A 21,050-nucleotide genomic window follows, 5' to 3' on the forward strand; every position below is an offset into this window, starting at 1 on the left:
GGCGGCGGACCGAACACAGAGGGAGGGGCACATGCCCGAGGGGCACATACCGGGCTCGGCACCGACCGAGCCGAACAGGATCGCGGCGGTACCGGCGACACCGGCGGCATCGCGGTCGCCGCAACCGTCGAAGGTCCCGAAGCCGTCGACGGCGACCCCCACCGCCCTCCGCCGCACCGGCCTCCTCGTCACCCTCGTCCTCGGCGGGCTCACCGCCATCGCGCCCCTGGCGATGGACATGTACCTCCCGGCCCTGCCGGAGGTCACCGACGCGCTGCACGCCCCCGCCACCACGGTCCAGCTCACCCTCACCGCCTGCCTCGCCGGCATGGCGCTCGGCCAGCTGCTGGTCGGTCCGATGAGCGACCGCTGGGGCCGTAAGCGCCCCCTCCTCATCGGCCTGGTCGTCTACATCCTGGCCACCGCCCTGTGCGCCCTCGCGCCCACCATCGAGACCCTGATCGCCTTCCGGCTCGTCCAGGGCCTCGCCGGCTCGGCCGGGATCGTGATCGCCCGGGCCGTGGTCCGCGACCTGTACGACGGCGACGCGATGGCCCGCTTCTTCTCCACCCTGATGCTCGTCTCCGGGGTGGCCCCGGTCATCGCGCCGCTGATCGGCGGCCAGATCCTCCGCGTCACGGACTGGCGGGGCGTCTTCGTCGTACTGACCGTCATCGGTGTCGCCCTGCTGGCCGTCGTCTGGGCGAAGCTCCCCGAGACGCTCACCCCCGCCGACCGCCACGTCGGCGGCATCGGCGAGACCCTGGCCGCGATGCGCGGCCTGCTCTCCGACCGGGTCTTCATGGGCTATGTGCTCGCCGGCGGCTTCACCTTCGCCGCGCTCTTCGCGTACATCAGCGCCTCCCCGTTCGTGATCCAGGAGATCTACGGCGCCTCCCCGCAGACGTTCAGCCTGCTCTTCGGCGTCAACTCCGTCGGCCTCGTCGTCGTCGGCCAGATCAACGGCAAGATCCTGGTCGGCCGGGTGAGCCTGGACAAGGTGTTCGCGGTGGGCCTCGCGATCGTCGCGATGTCCGCGACCGCGCTGCTGCTGATGTCCCTGGACGTCTTCGGCGAGGTGGGCCTGGCCCCGGTGGCGGTGGCCCTCTTCGTCCTGATGTCCGCGATGGGCGTCGCCCTCCCCAACACCCAGGCGCTCGCCCTGATGCGGGTACGCCACGCGGCGGGATCCGCGTCGGCGCTGCTGGGTACCTCGTCCTTCCTGATCGGCGCGATAGCGTCCCCCCTGGTCGGCGTCGCGGGCGAGGACACCGCCGTCCCCATGGCCGTCGTCCAACTCTCCGCGACACTGGTGGCCGCGACCTGCTTCATGGCACTGTGCCGTCCTTGGAACAGGCGTACGACGTTGGAGGGAGCGGAGAGCTGAGCGCGCCGAGACTGCGCACGGACACCCCGGAACGGGCCGGACTCGACCCCGAGGAACTGCGCCATCTCGTACGAGAGGTGCGCGCGCTGACGGAAGGGGACCGCCCCCGGGCCCCCGCCGCCGTCGTACTCGTCGGCCGCGGCCCCTTCGTGGCCGTCGAGGAGGCCGCGGGCTGGGCGGTCCGCTACGAGTCCTACGACGAGCGGACCGACGAGGGTGTGGAGCTGCCGCCCGAGTCCCGCGTCCCGGTGAGGCCCGACACCCCCTTCGACCTGGCCTCCCTCACCAAGCTCTTCACCGCCGTGGCGGCGGTCCAGCAGCTGGAACGCGGCACCCTCGGCATCGACGCGAAGGTGGCGGCGTACCTCCCCGACTTCATCGGCGCGGCCCGACACGGCCTGACCGTCCGCCACCTCCTCACCCACACCTCCGGCCTCCGCCCCGAACTCCCGCTCCACGACTGCCCGTCACCGGACGCCCGCCTGGCGATGCTCCGCTCGGAGGCCCCGACGGCGCCGCCCGGCACGGCGCACGCCTACTCCGACCTGAACCTCCTGCTCCTCCAGCACGTCCTGGAACGTCTGACGGGCCGGACCCTGGACGTACTGATCCGCGACGGCATCACCCACCCCCTCGGCATGACGTCCACGGGCTTCGGCCCCTACCGGACGGCCGCCGCGACCGAGGACCAACGCCGCCCCTGGGCCAAGGCCGACCGCGGCATGCTCCGGGGCGACGTCCACGACGAGAACGCCTGGTCCCTCGGCGGCGTCGCCGGCCACGCGGGCCTCTTCTCGACGGCCCGGGACCTGGCGGTCTTCTGCCGCACGTTACTGGCGGGCGGCTCCTACGGTCCCGCCCGCATCCTCGGCCCCGACTTCGTGGAGCTGCTGCTGACCCCGCCGGGGCTCGGATTCTCTCTCGACCAGCCTTGGTTCATGGGGGAGTTGGCGGGAAGGGGCGCGGCCGGCCACACCGGCTTCACGGGCACGTCGCTGGTCCTGGACCCGGCGACGGACACGTTCCTGATCCTGCTCACGAACGCGGTCCATCCCCGCCGCAGGGACCCGATCAACGCGGCACGGGCGGCGGCGGGGACGCGGGTGGCTCGGGCGGTGCGGGGGACATGAGGGCCGGCCAGGCGGCTATGGCATTTTCAATGCCATACTGGGTTCATGACTGACGACAGCGTCGACTTCCTTCCCGGCGAAGGCCCCACCAGCGGTGTCTCCGTCACGCTCACCGCCGGCACTCTTCAGGCGATCCGTGAGCGGGTCGGCAAGCGGGGTGTGTCCGCCTACCTGGAGCGGGCGGCGCAGCGGCAGATAGAGCGTGACAACCTGGATGAGCTGATCGCGGACTTCGACAAAGTGCACGGGCCGGCCGACCCGGAGGCCGTGGCGGCCAAGCGGGCCCGGCTCACGGGCGGCACGGCCCACGCGGGTGAGGCCGCGTGAGCGGCGCGTTGGTGCTCGACAGCGAGGGACTCGCGAAAGCCGTACAACGGGACCGCGAGGTGCACGAGTGGCTGGCGGCGGCCCGTGAGGCGGACCTGCCCGTGCTCACCTCCGCCGCGGTGCTGGTCGAGGTCATCCATCCCCGGATCAATGACGCCGCGCTGAGGTGGACGCTGTCGCGGCTCCGGGTGGAACCGCTCTCTCAGGCCGCCGCACAGTCCGCGGCCACTCTGCTGCGAGGCGCGGGACTGCACGGCCACAAGTACGCCATCGATGCCATGCTGTGCGCGACCGCAGTCCAGCAACCGGGCCGGGTGACCATCCTGACCTCCGACGTGGAGGACATCGGCATGCTCCTCGCCGACCATCCACGCGTGGTGGCGGAGAAGGTCTGATTCCGCCCTTGCGGGCCGCCCATAGAATCACCACGTGAACGCCCCTCTTCCCCCCGCCGACACCCTCCGTACCGCCCTCTCCGCCCTCCTCGACGGTCTCCCGCCGAAGTCGGCCACGCAGGCGGTCGACCGGCTGATCGCGAACTACCGGGGGCGGACGCCGACGGATGTCCCGGTGCTGCGGGACCGGTCGGATGTCGTCGCGTACGCGGCGTATCGGATGCCCGCGACGTTCGAGGCGGTGTGCTCGGCGCTCGACGCGTTCGCGGCGGCCGTGCCCGGATGGGTGCCCGGCAGCCATGTCGACGTCGGTGGGGGTACGGGCGCGGCGACCTGGGCGGTGAGCGCCACCTGGGAGGGCGGGCGGCCGGTGACCGTGCTCGACTGGGCCGAGCCGGCGCTGGCGCTGGGGCGGGAGATCGCCGCGGCGAACCCGGAGCTGAAGGCCGCCGAGTGGCAGCGCTCTCGTATCGGATCGGCGCTCACCATCGAGAGCACTGATCTCGTCACCGTCTCCTACGTCCTCGGCGAGCTGACCGCCGCCGACCGCACCGCCGTGGTCGACGCGGCCGCGACCGCCGCCCAGGCCGTCGTGATCATCGAACCCGGCACCCCCGACGGCTACACCCGCGTCATCGAGGCCCGCGACCGCCTCGTCGCCGCCGGCTTCCACATCGCCGCGCCCTGCCCGCACAGCGCCGCCTGCCCGATCGTCCCCGGCGAGGACTGGTGCCACTTCTCCGCCCGGGTCAGCCGTTCCTCCCTGCACCGCCAGATCAAGGGCGGCTCCCTGCCGTACGAGGACGAGAAGTTCAGCTACGTCGCCGCCACCCGCTTCCCCCCGGTCCCAGCCCCCTCCCGCGTCGTACGCAAGCCCCAGATCCGCAAGGGCCAGGTCCTCCTCGACCTCTGCGAGTCCGAGCCCGCCCTCAGCCGGACCACGGTCACCAAGCGCCACGGCCTCCTCTACAGGGCGGCCCGCGACACGGAGTGGGGGGACGCCTGGCCGCCGGCCGGAGACGACGACCAGGCCCGGTGACGGGCGAGGGCTCAGTGGCAGGCCGGCAGGTGCTGGGCCTGGACGTAGCCCCAGCGCCCGGAGTCGGGCGCGTAACCGAGGATCCAGGAGAGCCGGTGGTGGGTCCCGCAGCGTTCGGTGGTGATGCGGACAGGGGTGTCGCCAAACGCGGTGGCGATGACGACGAGCGGCTTCCACATACGCATGAGGGTTCCTGACGGCGAAGTCGACCGGGCTGCCTGTAGGGGGCGTTGTCCGAGGGAAGCGCATCCGTCGGGGGCATGCCGTGGAGCAGTAGGTCGATCAGCCGGACAGGTGACGCTTGCCGATGTTCGCTGCCTGGCCCGTGCCGAAAATCGCTTGCGGTGTCCGCGCGGTCTTCGGCTATGTCATCGATCATGTCAACCACGCCGTATCTGGACGAGATAACCCCCGCCAACCTCGACACCGCGACCGACGTACGCGTCCGCCCCGACCAGGAACACCTGGTGGAGCCGGTGGTGAAGTCCCTCGCCGAGGCGTACGTCCACCCCGGCGTCGCCTGGCCCCGCCTCATCCGCGACGGTGACCGGGCCGTCGGCTTCCTCATGGCCTTCTTCGACATCGACTGGAAGGGCGACGGCACGGGGACCGACCTCCGTTCCGGGCTCTGGCGCCTCAACATCGCCGCCGACGAACAGGGGCGGGGCTACGGCCGTTTCGCCGTCGAGTCCGTGGCCGCCGAGATCCGCCGCCGCGGCGGCGGCCGACTCTTCGTCACCTGGCATCCCGGCCCCGACGGCCCGGAGGCCTTCTACCTCGGCCTCGGCTTCCGTACGACCGGAGAGACCAGCGGGGGCCAGACGGTGGGGGTGCTGGAGCTGGCCGGTCCGGCTCCGGTGTCCTCGGACTGATACGGCGGGTCCGCCCCGCCGAGGCCCCTCACGGCGGCCTCGGCGGGGCGGACCCGCTCCGGTTCACGACGTTTCGCCGGTCGTGCTGTCCGTTCCCGTGTCCGCTTCCTGTTCCTGCCGTTTCTCCTGGAACTTGCGCAGCAGCTCCCGCTTCTGGGCCTGGGGGTCGAGGCCGCCGCCGACACGGCCGCATGTTTCCCGCTCCACCTCGGGTCATGACAGTCTCCCTTGTTGTGACGATACGGTTCGTCTCGCTGACCTCAACCACCATCAGGCGAGACGCACCGTCTTGTCAACCTGGTAAATTCGGAGCATGGCCAAAAAGACCGCCCCCGTTTCCGCCCGGCGCAGCGAGAAGTCCCGTCGCGCCATCTACGACGCCGCCCTCGCCCTCGTCACCGAGGTCGGATATCAGAAGACGACCATCGAGGGCATCGCGGCCCGCGCCGGCGTCGGGAAGCAGACGATCTACCGGTGGTGGGCGTCCAAGGCGGACGTCCTCCTGGAGGCGTTCATCGACCTGAGCGCCCAGGCGGCGGAGGCCGCGGCCCGGCCCGAAGCCATCGGGGAGCAGGCGCAGTACGAGATCCCGGACACCGGTGATCTGGAGGCCGATCTCAAGGCGGTCCTGCGCGCCACCGTGGACGAGCTGCTCGACCCCAAGTTCGAGGCCCCGTCGCGAGCGCTGGCCGCCGAGGGGGTGGTCAACCAACAGCTCGGCACCGAGTTCGTCGGCAAGCTCCTCGAACCCCAGCTCCAGTTGTACGTGAAGCGCCTGCGCTCGGCCCAGGAACAGGGCGCCGTACGCCCCGACATCGACCCGCGCATCGCCCTGGAGCTCTTCGTCTCACCGCTCGCCCAGCGCTGGCTCCAGTACACGGGCCCCATCTCGCACGAGTACACGGACACCCTCGTGGAGTACGCCCTCCGCGGCCTCGCGCCCCGTTGACCCGGTCAACTCCCCGCTCAGGTGTGACCAAACCGACCACGAAGGGCCTGACGGCGGACCGTAAATCCCGTCAAAGGATGTAATAGCCCGCCATCCCTGTCCGCACCCCGGCATCGCCCCACCTACCCCGGATGCGCGCTCCGGTCACCCGGAGCGCAGGATGGTGGGACCATGAGACATGCTGTCCGCACACAGCAAGGCGAGGGGATAGATGAGCGCGACGTTCGGCGGCCGGTCCGGTCGGCAGGGCAGGATCTCCGAGTGGCTGCGCGCCCGCCGTACGAGCCGCCCGCTCGACAGTGCGGCCGACGAAGCCGGCCGTGAGGAACTGCTGCTCGCCGCCGCCGCCGCGGGACTCCCGCTCGCGCCCGCCGCGTACCCCTCGGGCTACCGGTGCTCCTGCGACCGCGTGGGTTGTCCCACCCCCGCCCGGCACCCGGTGTCGTTCGCCTGGCAGACGCAGTCCACGACCGACAGCGCCCAGATCGAGCGGTGGGCCCGGCACCAGCCGCAGGCCAACTTCATCACCGCCACCGGCATGGTCCACGACGTGCTGGACGTGCCGATCGCGGCCGGCCGTGAGGCCCTGGAGCGGCTGCTCGCCTCCGGGATCGAGGTGGGCCCCGTCGCGGAGTCCGAGTCCGAGTCCGACGACGGACGGCTCCTGTTCTTCACCCTCACCCGGGGTACGCCCGAGGACGAGGACGAGTGGTGGCCCTGCGAGCTGGACTGCCACCCGGAGACCATGGACGAGCATCCGGGGCTGCGCTGGCACTGCCGGGGGTCGTACGTTCTCGTCCCGCCGGCCCGGCTCCCCGGTGATCTCGATGTCCACTGGGTGCGTGGACCCGAGCACCCGCTGCCGGACCCGCTGAGCCTGCTGGAGATCCTCACCGACGCGTGCTCACGCCACGTGGGTGAGGAGTCGGGCCACACCGACTCGGCCTGGCCGTCGAGGGGTTGAGTCCTCGGCGGGGGCCGACTTCTCACCCCCGCCCGGCGGTCACTCGCCCTTGGCCCCCGTGAGCCCGCCCACCTGGCTCAGGAACTTCACCTGCTGGTCCGACTCCGTCTTCGCCGGATCGAGCACCGCCTGGTTGTTCACGAACTCCAGCGTCAGCGACTCCTTGGGCTCGCCCGTCATCAGCGCCCGGACGGCCGCGTCGTTGACGGGGATGTCCACGCCCTGCGCGGCGGTCTGCTTCTGGTAGTGGCGGGTGGTGAAGAAGACCAGCGCCCCGCCGTCCGTGGTGCGCAGACCGACCGGCGCGTAGTCGCCGTTGGTCAGGGCCTCGTCGATGTACTGCCGTGCCAGGCCCGGCTTCCGCTCGTTCTGCTGGCGTTCGGAGCGCTCCTCGGAGGTGTACGGGCCGTCCGCGAAGAGGGCGCTGTCCTCCTTCAGATACGTCACGTACTTGTCGGGCAACTCGGCGGGTGTGACGGAGAGTTCGGGGTCGTCCGGCGTGACCACCTGGGCGTAGCCGTTCTCGTCCTTCTTGAACTCCGGCACGTCGGCGGCGGGCACGATCGTGAGGAAGGACACCTCCCACAGATCGGTGAGGCCGTCCCGGGTGAAGACGAACAGCCAACGGTCCGTCGCGTTGCCCTTGTTGGCGGCGGCGTCGGCCACGAACCAGCGCGGCCAGGCCGCCTTCTCGGGGATCGTGTACGTGACGTCGGTCAGCTTCAGCGCGACATGGTTCGGGTTGCCGCTCGGGTTGATCTTCGCGCCCGAGCGGAGCTTGCCGCCGTCGATGTCGGCGAGCGCGCCGGTGACCCGGGAGGCGTCCTGGGACTGGTCGTACTCCTTGTCCGCCTTGTTGTACGCGGTGGTGAAGTCCTTCAGCGCCCGCGCCGCCTCCGCCTGTGTCGCCGTAGGCACGATCTCCAGGTCGCCGCGGACCACCACACACCCGCTCGCCGTCAACGACAGCGCCGTCACCGCCGTGGTCAGCAGCGCGCCACGGCCGTACGCACGCAGTCCGAGGAACCTCCCGCGTGTACGAACCGGACGAACCTCACGAAGCCTTCGTGGGCTCCGAACCCCGCGAACCCTGCTCATCAGGAATCTTCACCTTCCCCTTCCCGGAGGCGAACCCTACCGGGGCGAGGAACAGCGCGAGCGTCGGGATCAGATACAGGAGCCAGACCGTGACTTGGAGGACCGTCGGGTCGGGCTGGAAGTTGAAGACGCCCTTCAGGAGGGTGCCGTACCAGCTGTCCGGCCGGGGTGAGTGCCCGCTACCGCGTAGCGGGACAGGGGTGGCCGAATCGCCTTCAGGCCGATCCGGCGTCCCGGAGGACTCGACTGCTCGCCGCAAGTACCACAGCATCTGTCCGTGTGCGGAGCGCCCGTCACGCTCGGCAGCGGCCTTGATGGCGGCGTGCAGGTCGTCGGGGAGCCGGAGGTTGCAGATGCTGCTGCACTGCGCGCACGCCCGGTACGTATGGAACCTGGCGGTCGAGCAGCACTCGCACTGGAAGTCGGGCCGGAAGTCCGCGCCCGGTTTCGCCGAGCAGTGCCGTCAGCTCACCGCGGCCCGGCGCGACAGCGAATGGCTTGGTTCGGGAAACGCCGACGTGCAGCAGCAGGCGCTGAGGGACTTCGCCAATGCCAGGAACGCCCGCTTCATGTCCGGGTTCGGTGAGCCGACCTGGCGCAGGAAGTACCGGCACGAGGGCTTCCGCGTCATCGGCACCGACCGGGTGCCCGAGTACGAGACGGACGGCGACCCGAAGCTGAACCCGAAGACCGGCAAACAGGTCATGGGCCGGTCGGCGGTGGTGCAGAAGCTCAACCGGCGGTGACTGGCCTCCGGGCCCTCCCGCAGACCGATCAGATAGTTCGCGAACACGGCCGAGCAGGACCGGATCACGGTGGCTCAAAACAGTCCCCATGCTCCGGTCGAGAGCAGGTCAAGAACCCCGTTTCGGTGTGATCAGGACATCGCCGGTCCGCGGATGCGGGAACACCTCGACCGGCTGCCGGTACACCTCCGACAGCAACTCCTCCTCGAAGACCACCGCCGGCGGCCCGTCCGCCGCGATCCGCCCGTCGCGCAGTACGGCCACCCGGTCCGCGTGAGCCGCCGCCAGCCCGAGGTCGTGCAGGACGACGACCACCGCGTCCCCGGCCCGCGCCCGCTCCCGGCACACCCGCAGCACCAGCTCCTGATGCCGCAGGTCCAGCGCGGCCGTCGGCTCGTCCAGCATCAGCAGCGGGGCCCGCTGGGCGAGCACCCGCGCCAGCGCCACCCGGGCACGCTCGCCGCCGCTCAGCGCGGAGAAGGGCCGGACCGCGAACCCCGTGACCTCCGTGACGGCCATCGCCTCCGCCACGGCCGCATCGTCCTCGTCGTACGTGTCCGGCTGCCGGGCCCAGGGCGCCCGCCCCATCCGTACGACCTCCTCCACCGTGAACGGGAACGACAGCGCGGCGGACTGCGGCAACACGGCCCGCCGCAGCGCGAGTTCGGGCGCCGACCACTCGGACGCGGGGCGCCCGTCCACCCGTACGACCCCACCGTCGACCGGTAGATCGGCGGCCAGCGCACCCAACAGCGTGGACTTTCCCGCCCCGTTGGGCCCGACGAGCGCCAGCACCTCACCGGCGCGGGCCGTGATGGAGACGCCGTGGAGGACTTCGCGGGCGCCGAGACGGACGGTGACGTCGTCGGCCTCGGCGAGGACGTCACCGGGGGCGGACGGGGGCGGGGGAGTGGGACGGCCCTGGCCCAGGCGCGCCCTGAGGAGCCCTCTCAAGGACCCCATGGCTGTCCTGGACTTCATGCCCAGCCTCCCTGCTTGCGGCGGGTCCTGCGCAGCAGCCAGAAGAAGAACGGGCTGCCGATCAGGGCGGTGAGGACGCCGAGGGGGAGCTCGGCGGGCTGGACGATCGTGCGGGCCGCGAGGTCCGCCGCCAGGAGGACGACCGCGCCGGCGAGCGCGCTGCCCGGGATCAGGAACCGGTGTCCCGGCCCCGCCGCCATGCGCAGCAGATGCGGAATGACGAGCCCGACGAAACCGATGACCCCCGACACGCTCACAGCGGCGGCGGTCAGCAGCGCGACGACCAGGATCAGCACGACCCTCAGCCGCTCCACCTCCACCCCGAGATGCCGCGCCGGACGCTCACCCAGCGCGAGCAGGTCCAGCTTCCGCGCGTAGAAGGGCGCCACGGTCAGCCCGAGCACCGCGCACGGCAGCACGGCCAGCACCTTCGGCCACGTCGACTGGGCGAGCGAGCCCAGCTGCCAGAAGGTGATCTGGTTGACGGCCGCCGTGTCCTCCGCGAGGAAGATGAACAGCCCGATCGTGGCGCCCGCGAACGCGTTCACCGCGATGCCCGTGAGGATCAGCGTCACGACCTCCGTACGGCCGCCCGACCGGGACATCGCGTACACCACGAACACGGTGATGAGCCCGGCGACGAACGCGAACACCGAGACCGTCCAGTTCCCGAGGAACGTGATCCCGAACGCGATCGTCGCGACCGCGCCCACCGCCGCGCCCAGCGAGACCCCGATGACACTCGGCTCCGCCAGCGGGTTCCCGAAGATCCCCTGCATCAGCGCCCCCGCGCAGCCGAGGGACGCCCCGATCAACAGGGCCAGCACGATCCGCGGGAACCGCACGTTCCACAGCACCGACTCCGGCACCCGCTCCAGCTCCGCCCCGCCGAGCCCGATCCGGTGGGCGACGGAGGAGATCACGTCCCCGGTGGGGATGGGGTAGGCCCCGAGCCCGCCCGCGAGGGGGACCAGAACGAGGAGGGCGACCATGAGTCCACCGGTGAGGAGGTACGGGGCACCACGGCGCTTGGGTGCGGCGGCGGGCCGCAGGACACCGGCCGCCCCGCTCCCGGCACCGCCGGAGCCCTCGGCTCTCTCCGGCTCGGCCGGCTCAACCGGCTTGTCCAGTACGGTCACTTGGTCTCCTCGTCACACGGTCCGGTCGTTCCTCTCGGGGCGCTCGAATAGCTTAGGTTAGCCTTACCTCGGTGATTTGCCGCGGGTATCGGCTGCTCGTCGTCGACACTGTTCCCCGTGCGCAGGGGACACAGGGAACAGACGACGGCGAGCGGCCTGATCGTGCGAGTGACGGACCGCCCAGGCCCGCCACCACTGCGGTTCGAGTCGGCGGACGGCGGACGTCTGCTGCTGCGGCAGGGCGACCGGCCGCTGCTGCTCGGCCGGGACGACCCCGAGGGCTGCTCCCGCGAAGGCCTCTACACCCACCGACTCGACGGCTACCGCTCCCCGCTGCCGCCGATCCGTTCCGCCCGGATGCGCGAGCCGGGCAACTGGCCCCACCAGTACGCGCGTTGGCTGGAGGACTCCACCGACGGCCCCCTGTACGACGGCCGCTGGATCCTGTCCGAACGCCGCACCTTCCCGCTGTACGTCTGGACCGGCGACTTCGTCCGCGACTGGCCCGCCCACTACCTCGACTGGTGCGCGGGCGGCTGGCAGGGCGTCATACCCCTGCGCCCCCTCTCCGCGCCGGACGCCGCCCGCGTGAAGGCGTACCGCGGGCACGCCCGCGAGGGCACCCTCGCGCCCGTACTCCTTTGGTGGGTGCCGTTCCTCGACGGCTGGCTGATCCTGGACGGCCACGACCGGGCGGTGGCCGCGCTGGCGGAGGGCGGAACCCCACCGTGCGTCGTGCTGGAACGAGGGCAGGACGACAGGGTGTGGCGGGAGACGGCGGACGTGGTCACAGCCCGCCATCGCGAGCACCTGCGCAGCCTGGACGCCCACCCGAGCGACCCCGGCACCGAGCGCCGGCGGACGTTCCTGGAGCGCTCCCACGCCGAACTGCTGGCCTCCCTCCCGTACGACCACGGCTCCCCCCGCTCCTGGCCGCTGCCCGGCGGTGCGGTGACCTGGGACGACCTGGCGGCCCGGGTGATGTTTCAATGCGGGAGTGACTGACTTCGACGTGCTGCGGGTGTTCTGCGGACCCGGTGGCGGATACGGCAACGAACTGGGCGTCGTGCGCGAGGGCTCCGTGATGCCCGACCGCGCCGACCGCCAGGCCTTCGCCGCCAAACTCGGCTTCAGCGAGACCGTGTTCGTCGACGACCCCGAGCGCGGTGTCATCGACATCTACACCCCCTCCCTGCGGCTGCCCTTCGCGGGCTACCCCTGCGTCGGCGCCGCCTGGCTGCTCGACGTACCGGAACTCGTCACCCCGGCCGGGGTCGTCGGGGCCCGCCTCGACGGGGAGTTCAGCTGGATCGAGGCGCTGCCGGAGTGGGCTCCGCCGCGCACGTACCGCCAGTACGGCTCCGCCGCCGAGGTCGACGACCTGGAGATCCCGCCGCCCGGCGAGTGGATCTACGCCTGGGCCTGGGAGGACGAGGCGGCGGGCCGCGTCCGTGCCCGCGCCTTCCCCGGCCGCGACGACGGCGTCGACGAGGACGAGGCCACGGGCGCCGCCGCCCTGCAACTGACCGCCCGGCTCGGCCGAGCCCTGAACATCACCCAGGGCACGGGCTCGCAGATCCTCACGGCACCGCAGCCGCACGGATGGGTGGAGGTCGGCGGCAGGGTGTTCCTGGAACGCTGAGCCCGGGGCGGCGGGCCGCGCTGCTCCCGCGCCGCCTGCCCGGCCGTCTGGACGAAGTCCCGGTGCTGCGGCACTGTTGTCGCGGCGGATGGCAGGGGGGGAAGGTTGACGGTCTTCTGGCTGGTCGTGTCGGCGGCGGTGCTGGCGGGGTTGGTGACGTGGTTTCGCCGGTACCCGTCCCACCCGGGCACCATCAGGTTCACCTTCGGCTGGGGCCCCGAGGAGCGCGCTGCCCGGGCGGAGCTGCGCGCGGTTCGTCGGGACTGCGAGGAGCGCACACGCGTGGCTCACCAGGCGGTGGCGGAGGCCGAGCGGGAGGTCGCGGACCGCGACCGTCCTTTGGAGGAGCGCGTCCGGGAACTGCGGGAGTACCGGACAGAGCTGGGGCGGGAGGTCCGGGGCGAGCAGGTGGGCGATGTGCTGTGGCCGCTGCGGCTGCACGAGCACGCCCTGTTGTTCCTGAAGCAGGAGGCGACCGAGGGCGACGAGCCCCAGGGCGCGGTCGCGGGCGACGAGCCCCGGGTGGCGGTCGCGGCGGAGCTGCCGCTGGAGGGCCTCACCGTCGAACGGGACACCAGCCTGCAAGACGTCATCTGCATCCGAGTCGTACGAGCCGACGGCAGGCAACTGAGCGCCCGCTACTCCCGTACGCCCCACAACGAGGTCGCCGTCGACGACTTCCTCGAACGGGTCCACAATCAGCTGCTCGAAGACAGGGACGACCGCACCGATCGGCGGAGCCGTGACGCCCGGGCCGCCGCCGAGATCGAGCGGATCGAAGCCGAACGGGCGGGGATCAAGGATGCGGGCCGCCCCCACCTCGAAAAGGTGGAGCAGAACCGGCGCGCGGAACTGGCCCGCGCCGAAGCCGACTTCGGCACCGCGCGCGACAACTGGGAGAAAAAGACCGGCCGCCGGCCGTGGCGGTGACCTGCCACGGCCGAGGCCGGGCGGTCACGCGCTCAGCGGGAACTCCTCGCCCAAGGCCAGGAACACCGCGGTGTTGAGGGCGAACGCCCGCTTGCACTCGCCCACGATCCGCTGCCTCTCCAGGTCGTCTGCCCGGACCCGGTCCAGCAGCTCGCGATAACCCCGCTTGAACGCGGCCGGGTTGGCGATGTCCTCGAAGACGTAGAAGCGAACCCCGTCGCCCTTCTTCGCGAACCCCCACGTCTTCTCGGCCCGGTCGCGGATGATCTGCCCGCCGGAGAGGTCACCGAGGTACCGCGTGTAGTGGTGGGCCACATAACCGCCGGACCACGTGCGCGCGCACTCGGCGACCCGCGCCGCGTACGCCTCGGTCGCCGGCAGCGCCGTGAGCGTCGCGCGCCAGCCGGGGCCGCGCAGATGCGCCAGGTCCCGCTCCAGCGCGGTCAGCCGCATCAGCTCCGGCTGGATGAACGGCCCGGCGACCGGGTCGTCGGCCAGCGCCGGCGCGGCGCTCTCCAGCGCCTCGTACACGAACCACAGCTGCTCGGTGTACCGCGTGTACGCCTCGACGCCGAGCTTCCCGCCCAGCATGTCGGCCATGAACGTCGTGCTCTCCGCCTCGGTGTGCTGCTCGTGGGAAGCGGTGCGGATGAGCGTGGAGAACGCCGTGGCGTCCGTGTCCGACGCGGTCATCGCGTTCATGAAGGCCTCCGGTGCGGAAGTGGGGAAGACGAGAAGCTGACGCCATTTTCTATGGTTAGGCTTACCTAAGTCAACAGGTTCCCGACTCCCTGTCGGTAAAACCGTACCCCGAATCTCCACCAGCCCCACCTGGAATCCGAGCAATCCGAGGAATCCGCGCATGAGGAAGCCCGCCGTACGGCCGGGGCCGAAGGCGGGCTGTTGAGAGGGCTGGTGGGGGCTGGTGGGGGCTGATGGGGGGCTGGTTCCAGGAACCGGATCTACGGCAGCGTGAGGATCTCCGCGCCCGTCTCCGTCACCACCAGCGTGTGCTCGAACTGGGCGGTCCGCTTGAGGTCCTTGGTGACGACCGTCCAGCCGTCGTCCCACATGTCGTAGTCGTGCGTCCCGAGCGTGAGCATCGGCTCGATCGTGAACGTCATCCCGGTCTGGATCACCGTTGTGGCGTGCGGGGAGTCGTAGTGCGGGACGATCAGCCCGGAGTGGAACGACGAGTTGATCCCGTGCCCCGTGAAGTCACGCACGACCCCGTACCCGAACCGCTTCGCGTACGACTCGATGACCCGCCCGATGATGTTGATCTGCCGCCCGGGCTTGACGGCCTTGATGGCCCGGGTGAGGGACTCCCGGGTCCGCTCGACGAGCAGCGACGACTCGTCATCCACGTCCCCCACCAGATAGGTGGCGTTGTTGTCGCCGTGGACGCCGCCGATGTACGCCGTCACGTCCAGGTTGACGATGTCGCCGTCGCGCAGCACGGTCGAGTCCGGGATGCCGTGGCAGATGACCTCGTTGACCGAGGTGCACAGCGACTTGGGGAAGCCTCGGTAGCCGAGGGTCGAGGGGTAGGCCCCGTGGTCGCACATGTACTCGTGCGCGACCCGGTCCAGCTCGTCCGTGGTGACACCGGGGGCGATGTGCTTGGCCGCCTCCGCCATCGCCCGCGCCGCGATCCGGCCGGCGATCCGCATCGCCTCGATCGTCTCGGGCGTCTGCACCTCCGGCCCGGTGTACGGAGTCGGGGCGGGCTTGCCCACGTATTCGGGTCGGCGGATGTGTCCCGGGACGGGGCGGGTGGGGGAGAGCTTCCCCGGTGCGAGCATCGACTGGCCAGACATGCCAGCGAGTTTAACCAGCGGCTGTGGGGGACCATGTCGGTGGTGGACCGGTCGCGATCGGTGACGGCTGGCGAAAGGAACTCAAGTCATGCCCCTGTTCAAACGGCGCACGGTCGGCAAGCCCGGCGAATGGTTCTACTGCCTGGAACACAAGAAGGTCGAAGAGGGCCCCGACTGCCCCGGCAAGGACCGCATGGGCCCCTACGGGTCCCGCAAGGAGGCCACCCACGCGATGGAAACGGCCCGCGAACGCAACGCGGAATGGGAGACCGACCCACGCTGGCACGACGCCCCGGCGGCGGGCCCGGACGACAACTGACCGACACGGCGGCGGGGAGGGCGGCTTTTCCCTGGGCCCACCCTTCCCCCGAAGCCGCCGACGGCGCTCAGCCCCCACGGGAGACCCGCACCTGTCGCTGGGGAGTCACGGTCGGTGCGGGTGGGAAAGAAGGACCGGCGGAGCCACGGCCCGCAGACGCCGACGTCGCAGCGGTCACCAAGGGATCGGCGGCGGGGACGTCAGCTGGTCGGTCAGCCGGGAGAGGCGGGTACGGAGACGCCGGAGACCGCGCGCCGCCGGGAGCACGCTCTCGCCGACCGCCGCGCTGACGAGATGCTGAACGGTGTCGAGGTCGACATCCGGTTCCACGGGTGCCGCCAGCGCCTCGTGGGCCAGCGCGCCCAGCTCCCGGTCGGCGGTGTCCAGCGCGAGCACCGTCGCCCCGGCCCGCCGCGCGTCATGCACCCGTTCCAGCAGAGCGGCACCCGGCGCGGACGGTGCGACGACGAGCAGGGTCTCGCCGCGCCGGGCCGCCGACACCCGGCCCAGCCCCACCGCCAGATGCGCCGGGTCCGAGGGCCGCGCGGAGTGCCGTACGAGCGTGGGGGAGAGTTCCGGCGTACCGGACCAGGCCGCCTCGTCGACGAGGTGCGCGGCCAGGTGCCACGGCTCGTACTCCGCCGTACCCACGAGCAGCAGCCCGCCGCCGTACGACACCACGGATCCCCGCAACGCCCCCGCGAACCGCCGCGTGGCCCCCAGCCACTCGGTCCCGGCGAGCACCTCACGCAGCAACGCGACCCGTACGGCATCCATGCGCCCGCATCCTGCCGCAACCGGCCACTCGTGACCCGGTGTTCACCCCGAATTCGCCCGAGCCGGGCACGGAGGCCGAACCAGCAGACGTCGAACCAGTGAACGCCGAACCAGCAACGCCGAACCGCACCCCCCCCACAACACGCCCCATCCCCCACCCCATCCCCCACCCCAGGAGCCCCTCGTGACCCCCACGCCCGAGACCAGCACCCCCTTCCACGCCGGCCGCGAAGGCTACGCCAGCTTCCGTATCCCGGCAGTCGTCTCCACCCCCTCCGGCGACCTGCTCGCCTTCTGCGAGGGACGGGTCGGCGGGCGGGAGGACTTCGGGAACATCGACATCGTGGTGAAGCGGTCGACGGACGGGGGCCGGACGTGGGGCCCGCTCCAGGTCGCCGCCAAGAACGGCGACGCCCTGGCCGGCAACCCCGCCCCCGTCGTCCTCGACACCGGCCGCATCCTGCTGGTCCACGTCCGTAACGCGGCCCTCGCCACGGAGGACGCCATCCGGCGGGGTGCCGTGAGCGCGGTGGACGGGCGAAGGGTGTGGGTGCAGCACAGCGACGATGACGGGGCCACCTGGTCCAGCCCGAAGGAGATCACCGAACAGACCAAGAAGCCCGAGTGGCGGTGGTACGCCACCACGCCCGGCCACGCCCTCCAGCTCTCCACCGGCCGCGTCGTCGTCCCCGCCAACCACTCCCTCCCGCCCGCCGGCAGCGACAACGGCACGGAGGGCAAGTACAACGGCGGGCACTGTCTACTCAGCGACGACCAGGGCGCCACCTGGCGCATCGGATACGTCGACGACAACACCGACGGCTACATCAACGCCAACGAGACCACCGCCACCGAACTCCCCGACGGCCGCGTCTACTTCAACACCCGCAACGACTCCCCGGCCCCCGGCACCCGCGCCGACGCCCACTCCACCGACGGCGGCGAGAGCCTGGTCAAGCCGTTCCGGCCGCAGGCGGGCATCGTCGGCCCGGTCGTCGAGGGCAGCGTCCTCCAGCTCCGCGACCCCGACCTGCTCCTCTACTCCGGCCCGGCCGACCCCGGCTTCCGCGCCCTGATGACCCTCCGCGCCAGCACGGACCACGGCGTCACCTGGCGCCCCGTCCACACCGTCGACGGGCTGCCCGCCGCGTACTCCGATCTCGTACGCGTCGACGAGGACACGGTCGGACTGCTCTACGAGACGGGCGACTTCAGCGCGTACGAGACGATCACTTTCCGCCGTATCCCGGTCGCGAGCCTCGGCTGAGTGCCGCTCGTCAGGGGCGCGGGCATGATGACCAGGTGACCGACATCGATGAAGCCAAGCCCCCGCTGCCCGCCGAGGCGGACGTACTGCTCGCGCTGGCTGAGGAGCACCACGCCCGGACCGTGCGCCCGCTGGGCAGCTCCGAGACAGCGGGGCACGTGGTGAAGGCCTACGCCATCGAGGCGCCCGGGCGCACCGTGACGGCCCAGGACGCGCGGGCCGCGCTGCGTATCGCGGCCGACCACCTGTCCTCGGCCCGTCTGCGGGGCTCCGTCGGACTCGCCGTGCTGCTGACGCACGCCGGCGGCGACGGCGACTACGTGCTGGTGCACACCTGGATCGAGGGCTACATGTCGGACCTCGCCGTCTTCACCGGCCCGGCCGGGGACATCGACCGACTGCGGCCCGGCCGGTCGGGCCTCGCCCCGTGCGTGTGGGAAGCGGCCGTGCTGGCCCACGAACGGGATGCGTTCAGCCGTCATGTCCTCGACGGACAAGGCACGCTCGAAGACCGGCTGTCCGCATGGCGTGGCGACGTACTGGAAGGCGAGGTTCGTTGACCGGGGCTGGGGCTGGGGCTGGGGCTGGGGCTGGGGCTGGGGCTGGGGCCGGGGCTGGGGCCGGGGCCGGCCGGCCGGCGGTGGCGCCGCGCGTGCGCCGAGCGCGCCCCGCCGATCTGCCGCACATCGCGCTGCTGGCGGCCGAACACGCCGCGTACGAGAAGGCGGCGCCACCGCCCGCCGACCTGCCCCGGCGCCTGGAGAACCTGCTCTTCGGCCCGGCGGCCGGTCGCCTGTGCTGCTTCGTCGCGGAGCTGGACGACACCGGGATCATCGGATACGCCTCGTGCGCGCCCGAGTTGTCCACCTGGGACGGCGCGGAGTACCTCCACATGGACTGCCTGTTCCTGCGGGACGGCCACCGGGGCCTCGGCGTCGGCCCCCTGCTGATGGACGCCGTCCTGGCCGAAGCGCGTGCGCGAGGACTCGATCAGGTCCAGTGGCAGACCCCACCGTGGAACGAGGACGCGATCAGGTTCTACGAGCGGCTCGGAGCCCGGGCGAAGGAGAAACGGCGCTACTTCCTGTCCGCCGACCGAGGGCCGGCCGAGTCCCCGACGTAGGCCGGCGGAGCCCTCGACGCGCAGACCGGCAGCGCCCCCGGCGCAGGCGCGGGACGCCTGCCCGGAGTCCGTCGGCCGCGCGGCCCGCGCTCGCCGGACCCCGTGACCTCCCTCACCCGATCCGGCCGCTCCCGCCCCCCGCCCCCGGACGTAAAGTCGGCCCATGACCTCTACTGACAGTGCACAGCAGCCCACCGCGAAGGCCCCGGCCAAGGACCCCTGGGACCTGCCGGACGTGTCGGGGCTCGTCGTCGGCGTGCTCGGCGGCACCGGGCCGCAGGGCAAGGGCCTCGCCTACCGCCTCGCCAAGGCCGGGCAGAAGGTGATCATCGGCTCGCGGGCCGCCGACCGCGCGCAGGGTGTCGCCGAGGAGCTCGGACACGGCGTCGAGGGCGCGGACAACTCCGAGACCGCGCGCCGCAGCGACATCGTGATCGTCGCGGTGCCGTGGGACGGGCACGCCAAGACCCTCGAGTCGCTGCGCGAGGAACTGGCCGGCAAGCTCGTCGTCGACTGCGTCAACCCGCTCGGCTTCGACAAGAAGGGCGCCTACGCGCTGAAGCCGGAGGAGGGCAGCGCCGCCGAGCAGGCCGCCGCCCTGCTGCCGGACTCGCGAGTCACCGCCGCCTTCCACCACCTCTCCGCCGTCCTCCTCGAAGACCCGGAGATCGAGGAGATCGACACGGATGTGATGGTGCTCGGCGAGGCGCGGGCCGACGTCGAGATCGTGCAGGCGCTGGCGGGCCGCATCCCCGGTATGCGTGGCATCTTCGCCGGCCGGCTGCGCAACGCCCACCAGGTCGAGGCGTTGGTCGCCAACCTGATCTCCGTCAACCGCCGCTACAAGGCCCACGCGGGCCTCCGCCTGACCGACGTATAGCCGACGCACGGGCGCCCTCGGGCATGGGGGACACTGGACGCCGTACCACCTCGTCCCACCGTCGACTGTCCTGTCAGGAGCCGACCCCCATGCCCCCCTTGCTCCCACCCGACCCAGCCCGGCGACTCGCCGTCTACGCGCTCATCGTCTGTCTCCTCGCGGTCACCGCCGCCGTGGTCTCCTTCACCCGGGGCAGCTGGCTGGGCGTCGTATGGGTGCTGATGGCGGGCCTGTCGTCCAACATGACCTGGTACTACGCGCGGAAGGCGAAGGTGGAGCGCCGGTCCGCCACCGGCTGAGGTGCGCGGCCCTCACAGACCGGTGAGGCACACATCGCTGTCCTCGCGCCAGAAGCGGTACAACCAGTAGCCGCAGTCGGACAGCTGGTCCTCGATCCCCAGGCCCCGCATGAACGCGTCGATCACGTCCCAGAACACACCGTTCACCGCCGGGATCCACAGCACCGCGAAGACGAGCAGCAGTCCGAAGGGCGCGAGCGGCTCCACCTGGCGGCGGATCTTGTACGACAGCCAGGGCTCGATGACGCCGTAGCCGTCCAGGCCGGGCACCGGAAGGAAGTTCAGGATCGCCGCCGTGACCTGGAGCATCGCGAGGAAGGCGAGGGCGAACAGGAACGCCGCCGGCACGCCGTCCGTGACGCCCAGCCAGAAGGGCGCGGTGCAGACGGCCGCGAAGAGCACGTTCGTCAGGGGGCCGGCCGCCGAGATCAGGCTGTGCTTCCAGCGGCCCTGGATACGGCCGCGCTCGATGAAGACCGCGCCACCGGGCAGACCGATACCGCCCATGATCACGAAGACGACGGGCAGCACGATGCTGAGCAGGGCGTGCGTGTACTTCAGTGGATTGAGGGTGAGATAGCCCTTGGCGCCGATGGAGATGTCACCGCTGTGCAGGGCGGTGCGGGCGTGGGCGTACTCGTGCAGACACAGCGAGACGATCCACGCCGAGGTCACGAAGAGGAAGACGGCCAGCCCGGGCTGCTCGGCGAACCCGGTCCAGGTGGCCCATCCGGTGACCGCCATGACGGCCACGATCCCCATGAAGACGGGGCTGATCCTCCGGTCGCTCCGGCGGGACGCGGCGGTGGTCATGGGGCTCCTAGGACTCTCGACGGACTGCCGACGCTGTGACGACGGCCCGTCTGGTGTGTGCCGACGAATCATCCATCGCATCGTCGATCACTCGAACGGACTGCCCGACGGTACCGGGCGTATGCCGAAAACGTCTCGCGATCCCCTCCTGGT

Annotated in this window: 26 protein-coding genes and 2 pseudogenes; 18 read left to right on the top strand and 10 right to left on the bottom strand. The window is 71.5% G+C overall.

What is annotated here, in order from left to right:
- Window positions 1–31: 31 nt before the first annotated feature.
- Genes JIX56_RS33520 through JIX56_RS33540 form a run of 5 tightly spaced genes read left to right on the top strand, consistent with a single transcriptional unit; the run spans window position 32 to window position 4,278 of the window.
- A complete protein-coding gene (locus tag JIX56_RS33520; RefSeq protein WP_257546145.1) occupies window positions 32–1,387 on the top strand; it encodes a multidrug effflux MFS transporter in 1,356 nt (451 codons plus the stop codon).
- Window positions 1,339–2,517: a serine hydrolase domain-containing protein gene (locus JIX56_RS33525; protein WP_257546146.1), complete on the top strand. Its 1,179-nt coding sequence runs from the start codon at window positions 1,339–1,341 to the stop codon at window positions 2,515–2,517. The genes JIX56_RS33520 and JIX56_RS33525 overlap by 49 nt, the downstream gene beginning before the upstream one ends.
- Before the next feature lie 45 nt (window positions 2,518–2,562).
- Window positions 2,563–2,844: a hypothetical protein gene (locus tag JIX56_RS33530; protein WP_257546147.1), complete on the top strand. Its 282-nt coding sequence runs from the start codon at window positions 2,563–2,565 to the stop codon at window positions 2,842–2,844.
- Window positions 2,841–3,239 (top strand): PIN domain-containing protein, encoded by a 399-nt coding sequence (locus JIX56_RS33535; RefSeq protein WP_257546148.1) that lies wholly within the window; start codon window positions 2,841–2,843, stop codon window positions 3,237–3,239. Before JIX56_RS33530 ends, JIX56_RS33535 begins: the two co-directional genes overlap by 4 nt.
- A 34-nt stretch (window positions 3,240–3,273) precedes the next feature.
- A complete protein-coding gene (locus JIX56_RS33540) occupies window positions 3,274–4,278 on the top strand; it encodes a small ribosomal subunit Rsm22 family protein (protein ID WP_257546149.1) in 1,005 nt (334 codons plus the stop codon).
- 11 nt (window positions 4,279–4,289) lie between these two features.
- Here the strand turns inward: JIX56_RS33540 and JIX56_RS33545 are convergent, their stop codons facing one another.
- Window positions 4,290–4,463: a hypothetical protein gene (locus JIX56_RS33545; RefSeq protein ID WP_257546150.1), complete on the bottom strand. Its 174-nt coding sequence runs from the start codon at window positions 4,461–4,463 to the stop codon at window positions 4,290–4,292.
- Between the two features lie 192 nt (window positions 4,464–4,655).
- On the opposite strand from JIX56_RS33545, the gene JIX56_RS33550 reads away from it, so the two are divergent.
- The gene (locus JIX56_RS33550) at window positions 4,656–5,150 is read left to right on the top strand and encodes a GNAT family N-acetyltransferase (RefSeq protein ID WP_257546151.1); all 495 of its coding nucleotides are present in this window, start codon (window positions 4,656–4,658) and stop codon (window positions 5,148–5,150) included.
- Window positions 5,151–5,213: 63 nt separating this feature from the next.
- On the opposite strand, the pseudogene JIX56_RS33555 reads toward JIX56_RS33550, so the two are convergent.
- A pseudogene (locus tag JIX56_RS33555) lies at window positions 5,214–5,339 on the bottom strand (DUF6243 family protein); the annotation flags it as partial.
- Between the two features lie 124 nt (window positions 5,340–5,463).
- Here JIX56_RS33555 and JIX56_RS33560 point away from each other — a divergent pair.
- A complete protein-coding gene (locus tag JIX56_RS33560) occupies window positions 5,464–6,099 on the top strand; it encodes a TetR/AcrR family transcriptional regulator (protein ID WP_257546153.1) in 636 nt (211 codons plus the stop codon).
- A 211-nt stretch (window positions 6,100–6,310) separates the two neighbouring features.
- The gene (locus JIX56_RS33565; RefSeq protein WP_257546155.1) at window positions 6,311–7,063 is read left to right on the top strand and encodes a bifunctional DNA primase/polymerase; all 753 of its coding nucleotides are present in this window, start codon (window positions 6,311–6,313) and stop codon (window positions 7,061–7,063) included.
- Window positions 7,064–7,102: 39 nt separating this feature from the next.
- On the opposite strand, the gene JIX56_RS33570 is transcribed toward JIX56_RS33565, so the two are convergent.
- Together JIX56_RS33570 and JIX56_RS33575 are read right to left on the bottom strand one after the other, a co-directional pair.
- The gene (locus JIX56_RS33570) at window positions 7,103–8,161 is read right to left on the bottom strand and encodes a hypothetical protein (protein WP_257546157.1); all 1,059 of its coding nucleotides are present in this window, start codon (window positions 8,159–8,161) and stop codon (window positions 7,103–7,105) included.
- Window positions 8,118–8,342: pseudogene (locus JIX56_RS33575) on the bottom strand (iron transporter); the annotation flags it as partial. The gene JIX56_RS33570 and the pseudogene JIX56_RS33575, both read right to left, overlap by 44 nt.
- A 172-nt stretch (window positions 8,343–8,514) precedes the next feature.
- Between JIX56_RS33575 and JIX56_RS33580 the strand changes: the two are divergent.
- Window positions 8,515–8,907: a hypothetical protein gene (locus JIX56_RS33580; RefSeq protein WP_257546158.1), complete on the top strand. Its 393-nt coding sequence runs from the start codon at window positions 8,515–8,517 to the stop codon at window positions 8,905–8,907.
- Window positions 8,908–9,015: 108 nt separating this feature from the next.
- Here JIX56_RS33580 and JIX56_RS33585 read toward each other — a convergent pair whose 3' ends face one another.
- Together JIX56_RS33585 and JIX56_RS33590 are read right to left on the bottom strand one after the other, a co-directional pair.
- Complete coding sequence (locus JIX56_RS33585) at window positions 9,016–9,870, bottom strand: heme ABC transporter ATP-binding protein (RefSeq protein ID WP_257551278.1); 855 nt, start codon at window positions 9,868–9,870, stop codon at window positions 9,016–9,018.
- A gap of 14 nt (window positions 9,871–9,884) precedes the next feature.
- Entirely contained in the window at window positions 9,885–11,027 is a 1,143-nt protein-coding gene (locus JIX56_RS33590; RefSeq protein WP_443031927.1) for a FecCD family ABC transporter permease, read from the bottom strand.
- Window positions 11,028–11,144: 117 nt separating this feature from the next.
- Between JIX56_RS33590 and JIX56_RS33595 the strand changes: the two genes are divergently transcribed.
- From JIX56_RS33595 to JIX56_RS47725, 3 genes are all read left to right on the top strand, one after another.
- A complete protein-coding gene (locus JIX56_RS33595) occupies window positions 11,145–12,032 on the top strand; it encodes a hypothetical protein (protein ID WP_257546159.1) in 888 nt (295 codons plus the stop codon).
- Window positions 12,025–12,669, top strand: a complete 645-nt coding sequence (locus JIX56_RS33600) for a PhzF family phenazine biosynthesis protein (RefSeq protein ID WP_257546160.1) — start codon at window positions 12,025–12,027, stop codon at window positions 12,667–12,669. Before JIX56_RS33595 ends, JIX56_RS33600 begins: the two co-directional genes overlap by 8 nt.
- Before the next feature lie 105 nt (window positions 12,670–12,774).
- Window positions 12,775–13,599 carry a hypothetical protein gene (locus JIX56_RS47725; RefSeq protein ID WP_306819894.1) on the top strand — a complete coding sequence of 275 codons (825 nt, stop codon included), beginning with the start codon at window positions 12,775–12,777 and terminating at the stop codon, window positions 13,597–13,599.
- A gap of 24 nt (window positions 13,600–13,623) precedes the next feature.
- Here JIX56_RS47725 and JIX56_RS33610 read toward each other — a convergent pair whose 3' ends face one another.
- Together JIX56_RS33610 and map are read right to left on the bottom strand one after the other, a co-directional pair.
- A complete protein-coding gene (locus tag JIX56_RS33610; RefSeq protein WP_257546161.1) occupies window positions 13,624–14,301 on the bottom strand; it encodes a biliverdin-producing heme oxygenase in 678 nt (225 codons plus the stop codon).
- Between the two features lie 260 nt (window positions 14,302–14,561).
- A complete protein-coding gene (gene map, locus JIX56_RS33615) occupies window positions 14,562–15,419 on the bottom strand; it encodes a type I methionyl aminopeptidase (protein WP_257546162.1) in 858 nt (285 codons plus the stop codon).
- Between the two features lie 88 nt (window positions 15,420–15,507).
- On the opposite strand from map, the gene JIX56_RS33620 reads away from it, so the two are divergent.
- Complete coding sequence (locus JIX56_RS33620; RefSeq protein WP_257546163.1) at window positions 15,508–15,738, top strand: hypothetical protein; 231 nt, start codon at window positions 15,508–15,510, stop codon at window positions 15,736–15,738.
- A 174-nt stretch (window positions 15,739–15,912) separates the two neighbouring features.
- Here the strand turns inward: JIX56_RS33620 and JIX56_RS33625 are convergent, their stop codons facing one another.
- Window positions 15,913–16,515 carry a hypothetical protein gene (locus JIX56_RS33625; RefSeq protein ID WP_257546164.1) on the bottom strand — a complete coding sequence of 201 codons (603 nt, stop codon included), beginning with the start codon at window positions 16,513–16,515 and terminating at the stop codon, window positions 15,913–15,915.
- A 184-nt stretch (window positions 16,516–16,699) separates the two neighbouring features.
- Between JIX56_RS33625 and JIX56_RS33630 the strand changes: the two genes are divergently transcribed.
- From JIX56_RS33630 to JIX56_RS33650, 5 genes are all read left to right on the top strand, one after another.
- The gene (locus JIX56_RS33630) at window positions 16,700–17,782 is read left to right on the top strand and encodes a sialidase family protein (RefSeq protein WP_257546165.1); all 1,083 of its coding nucleotides are present in this window, start codon (window positions 16,700–16,702) and stop codon (window positions 17,780–17,782) included.
- 35 nt (window positions 17,783–17,817) lie between these two features.
- A complete protein-coding gene (locus tag JIX56_RS33635; RefSeq protein WP_257546166.1) occupies window positions 17,818–18,342 on the top strand; it encodes a hypothetical protein in 525 nt (174 codons plus the stop codon).
- 92 nt (window positions 18,343–18,434) lie between these two features.
- Window positions 18,435–18,905, top strand: a complete 471-nt coding sequence (locus JIX56_RS33640) for a GNAT family N-acetyltransferase (protein WP_257546167.1) — start codon at window positions 18,435–18,437, stop codon at window positions 18,903–18,905.
- 163 nt (window positions 18,906–19,068) lie between these two features.
- Window positions 19,069–19,785 (top strand): NADPH-dependent F420 reductase, encoded by a 717-nt coding sequence (gene npdG, locus JIX56_RS33645; RefSeq protein WP_257546168.1) that lies wholly within the window; start codon window positions 19,069–19,071, stop codon window positions 19,783–19,785.
- An 89-nt stretch (window positions 19,786–19,874) separates the two neighbouring features.
- Window positions 19,875–20,084: a hypothetical protein gene (locus tag JIX56_RS33650; RefSeq protein ID WP_306819895.1), complete on the top strand. Its 210-nt coding sequence runs from the start codon at window positions 19,875–19,877 to the stop codon at window positions 20,082–20,084.
- Window positions 20,085–20,096: 12 nt separating this feature from the next.
- On the opposite strand, the gene JIX56_RS33655 is transcribed toward JIX56_RS33650, so the two are convergent.
- A complete protein-coding gene (locus JIX56_RS33655) occupies window positions 20,097–20,897 on the bottom strand; it encodes a site-2 protease family protein (protein ID WP_257546170.1) in 801 nt (266 codons plus the stop codon).
- Window positions 20,898–21,050: the final 153 nt, after the last annotated feature.

The sequence above is a fragment of the Streptomyces sp. CA-210063 genome (assembly GCF_024612015.1).
Classification (GTDB): Bacteria; Actinomycetota; Actinomycetes; order Streptomycetales; family Streptomycetaceae; genus Streptomyces.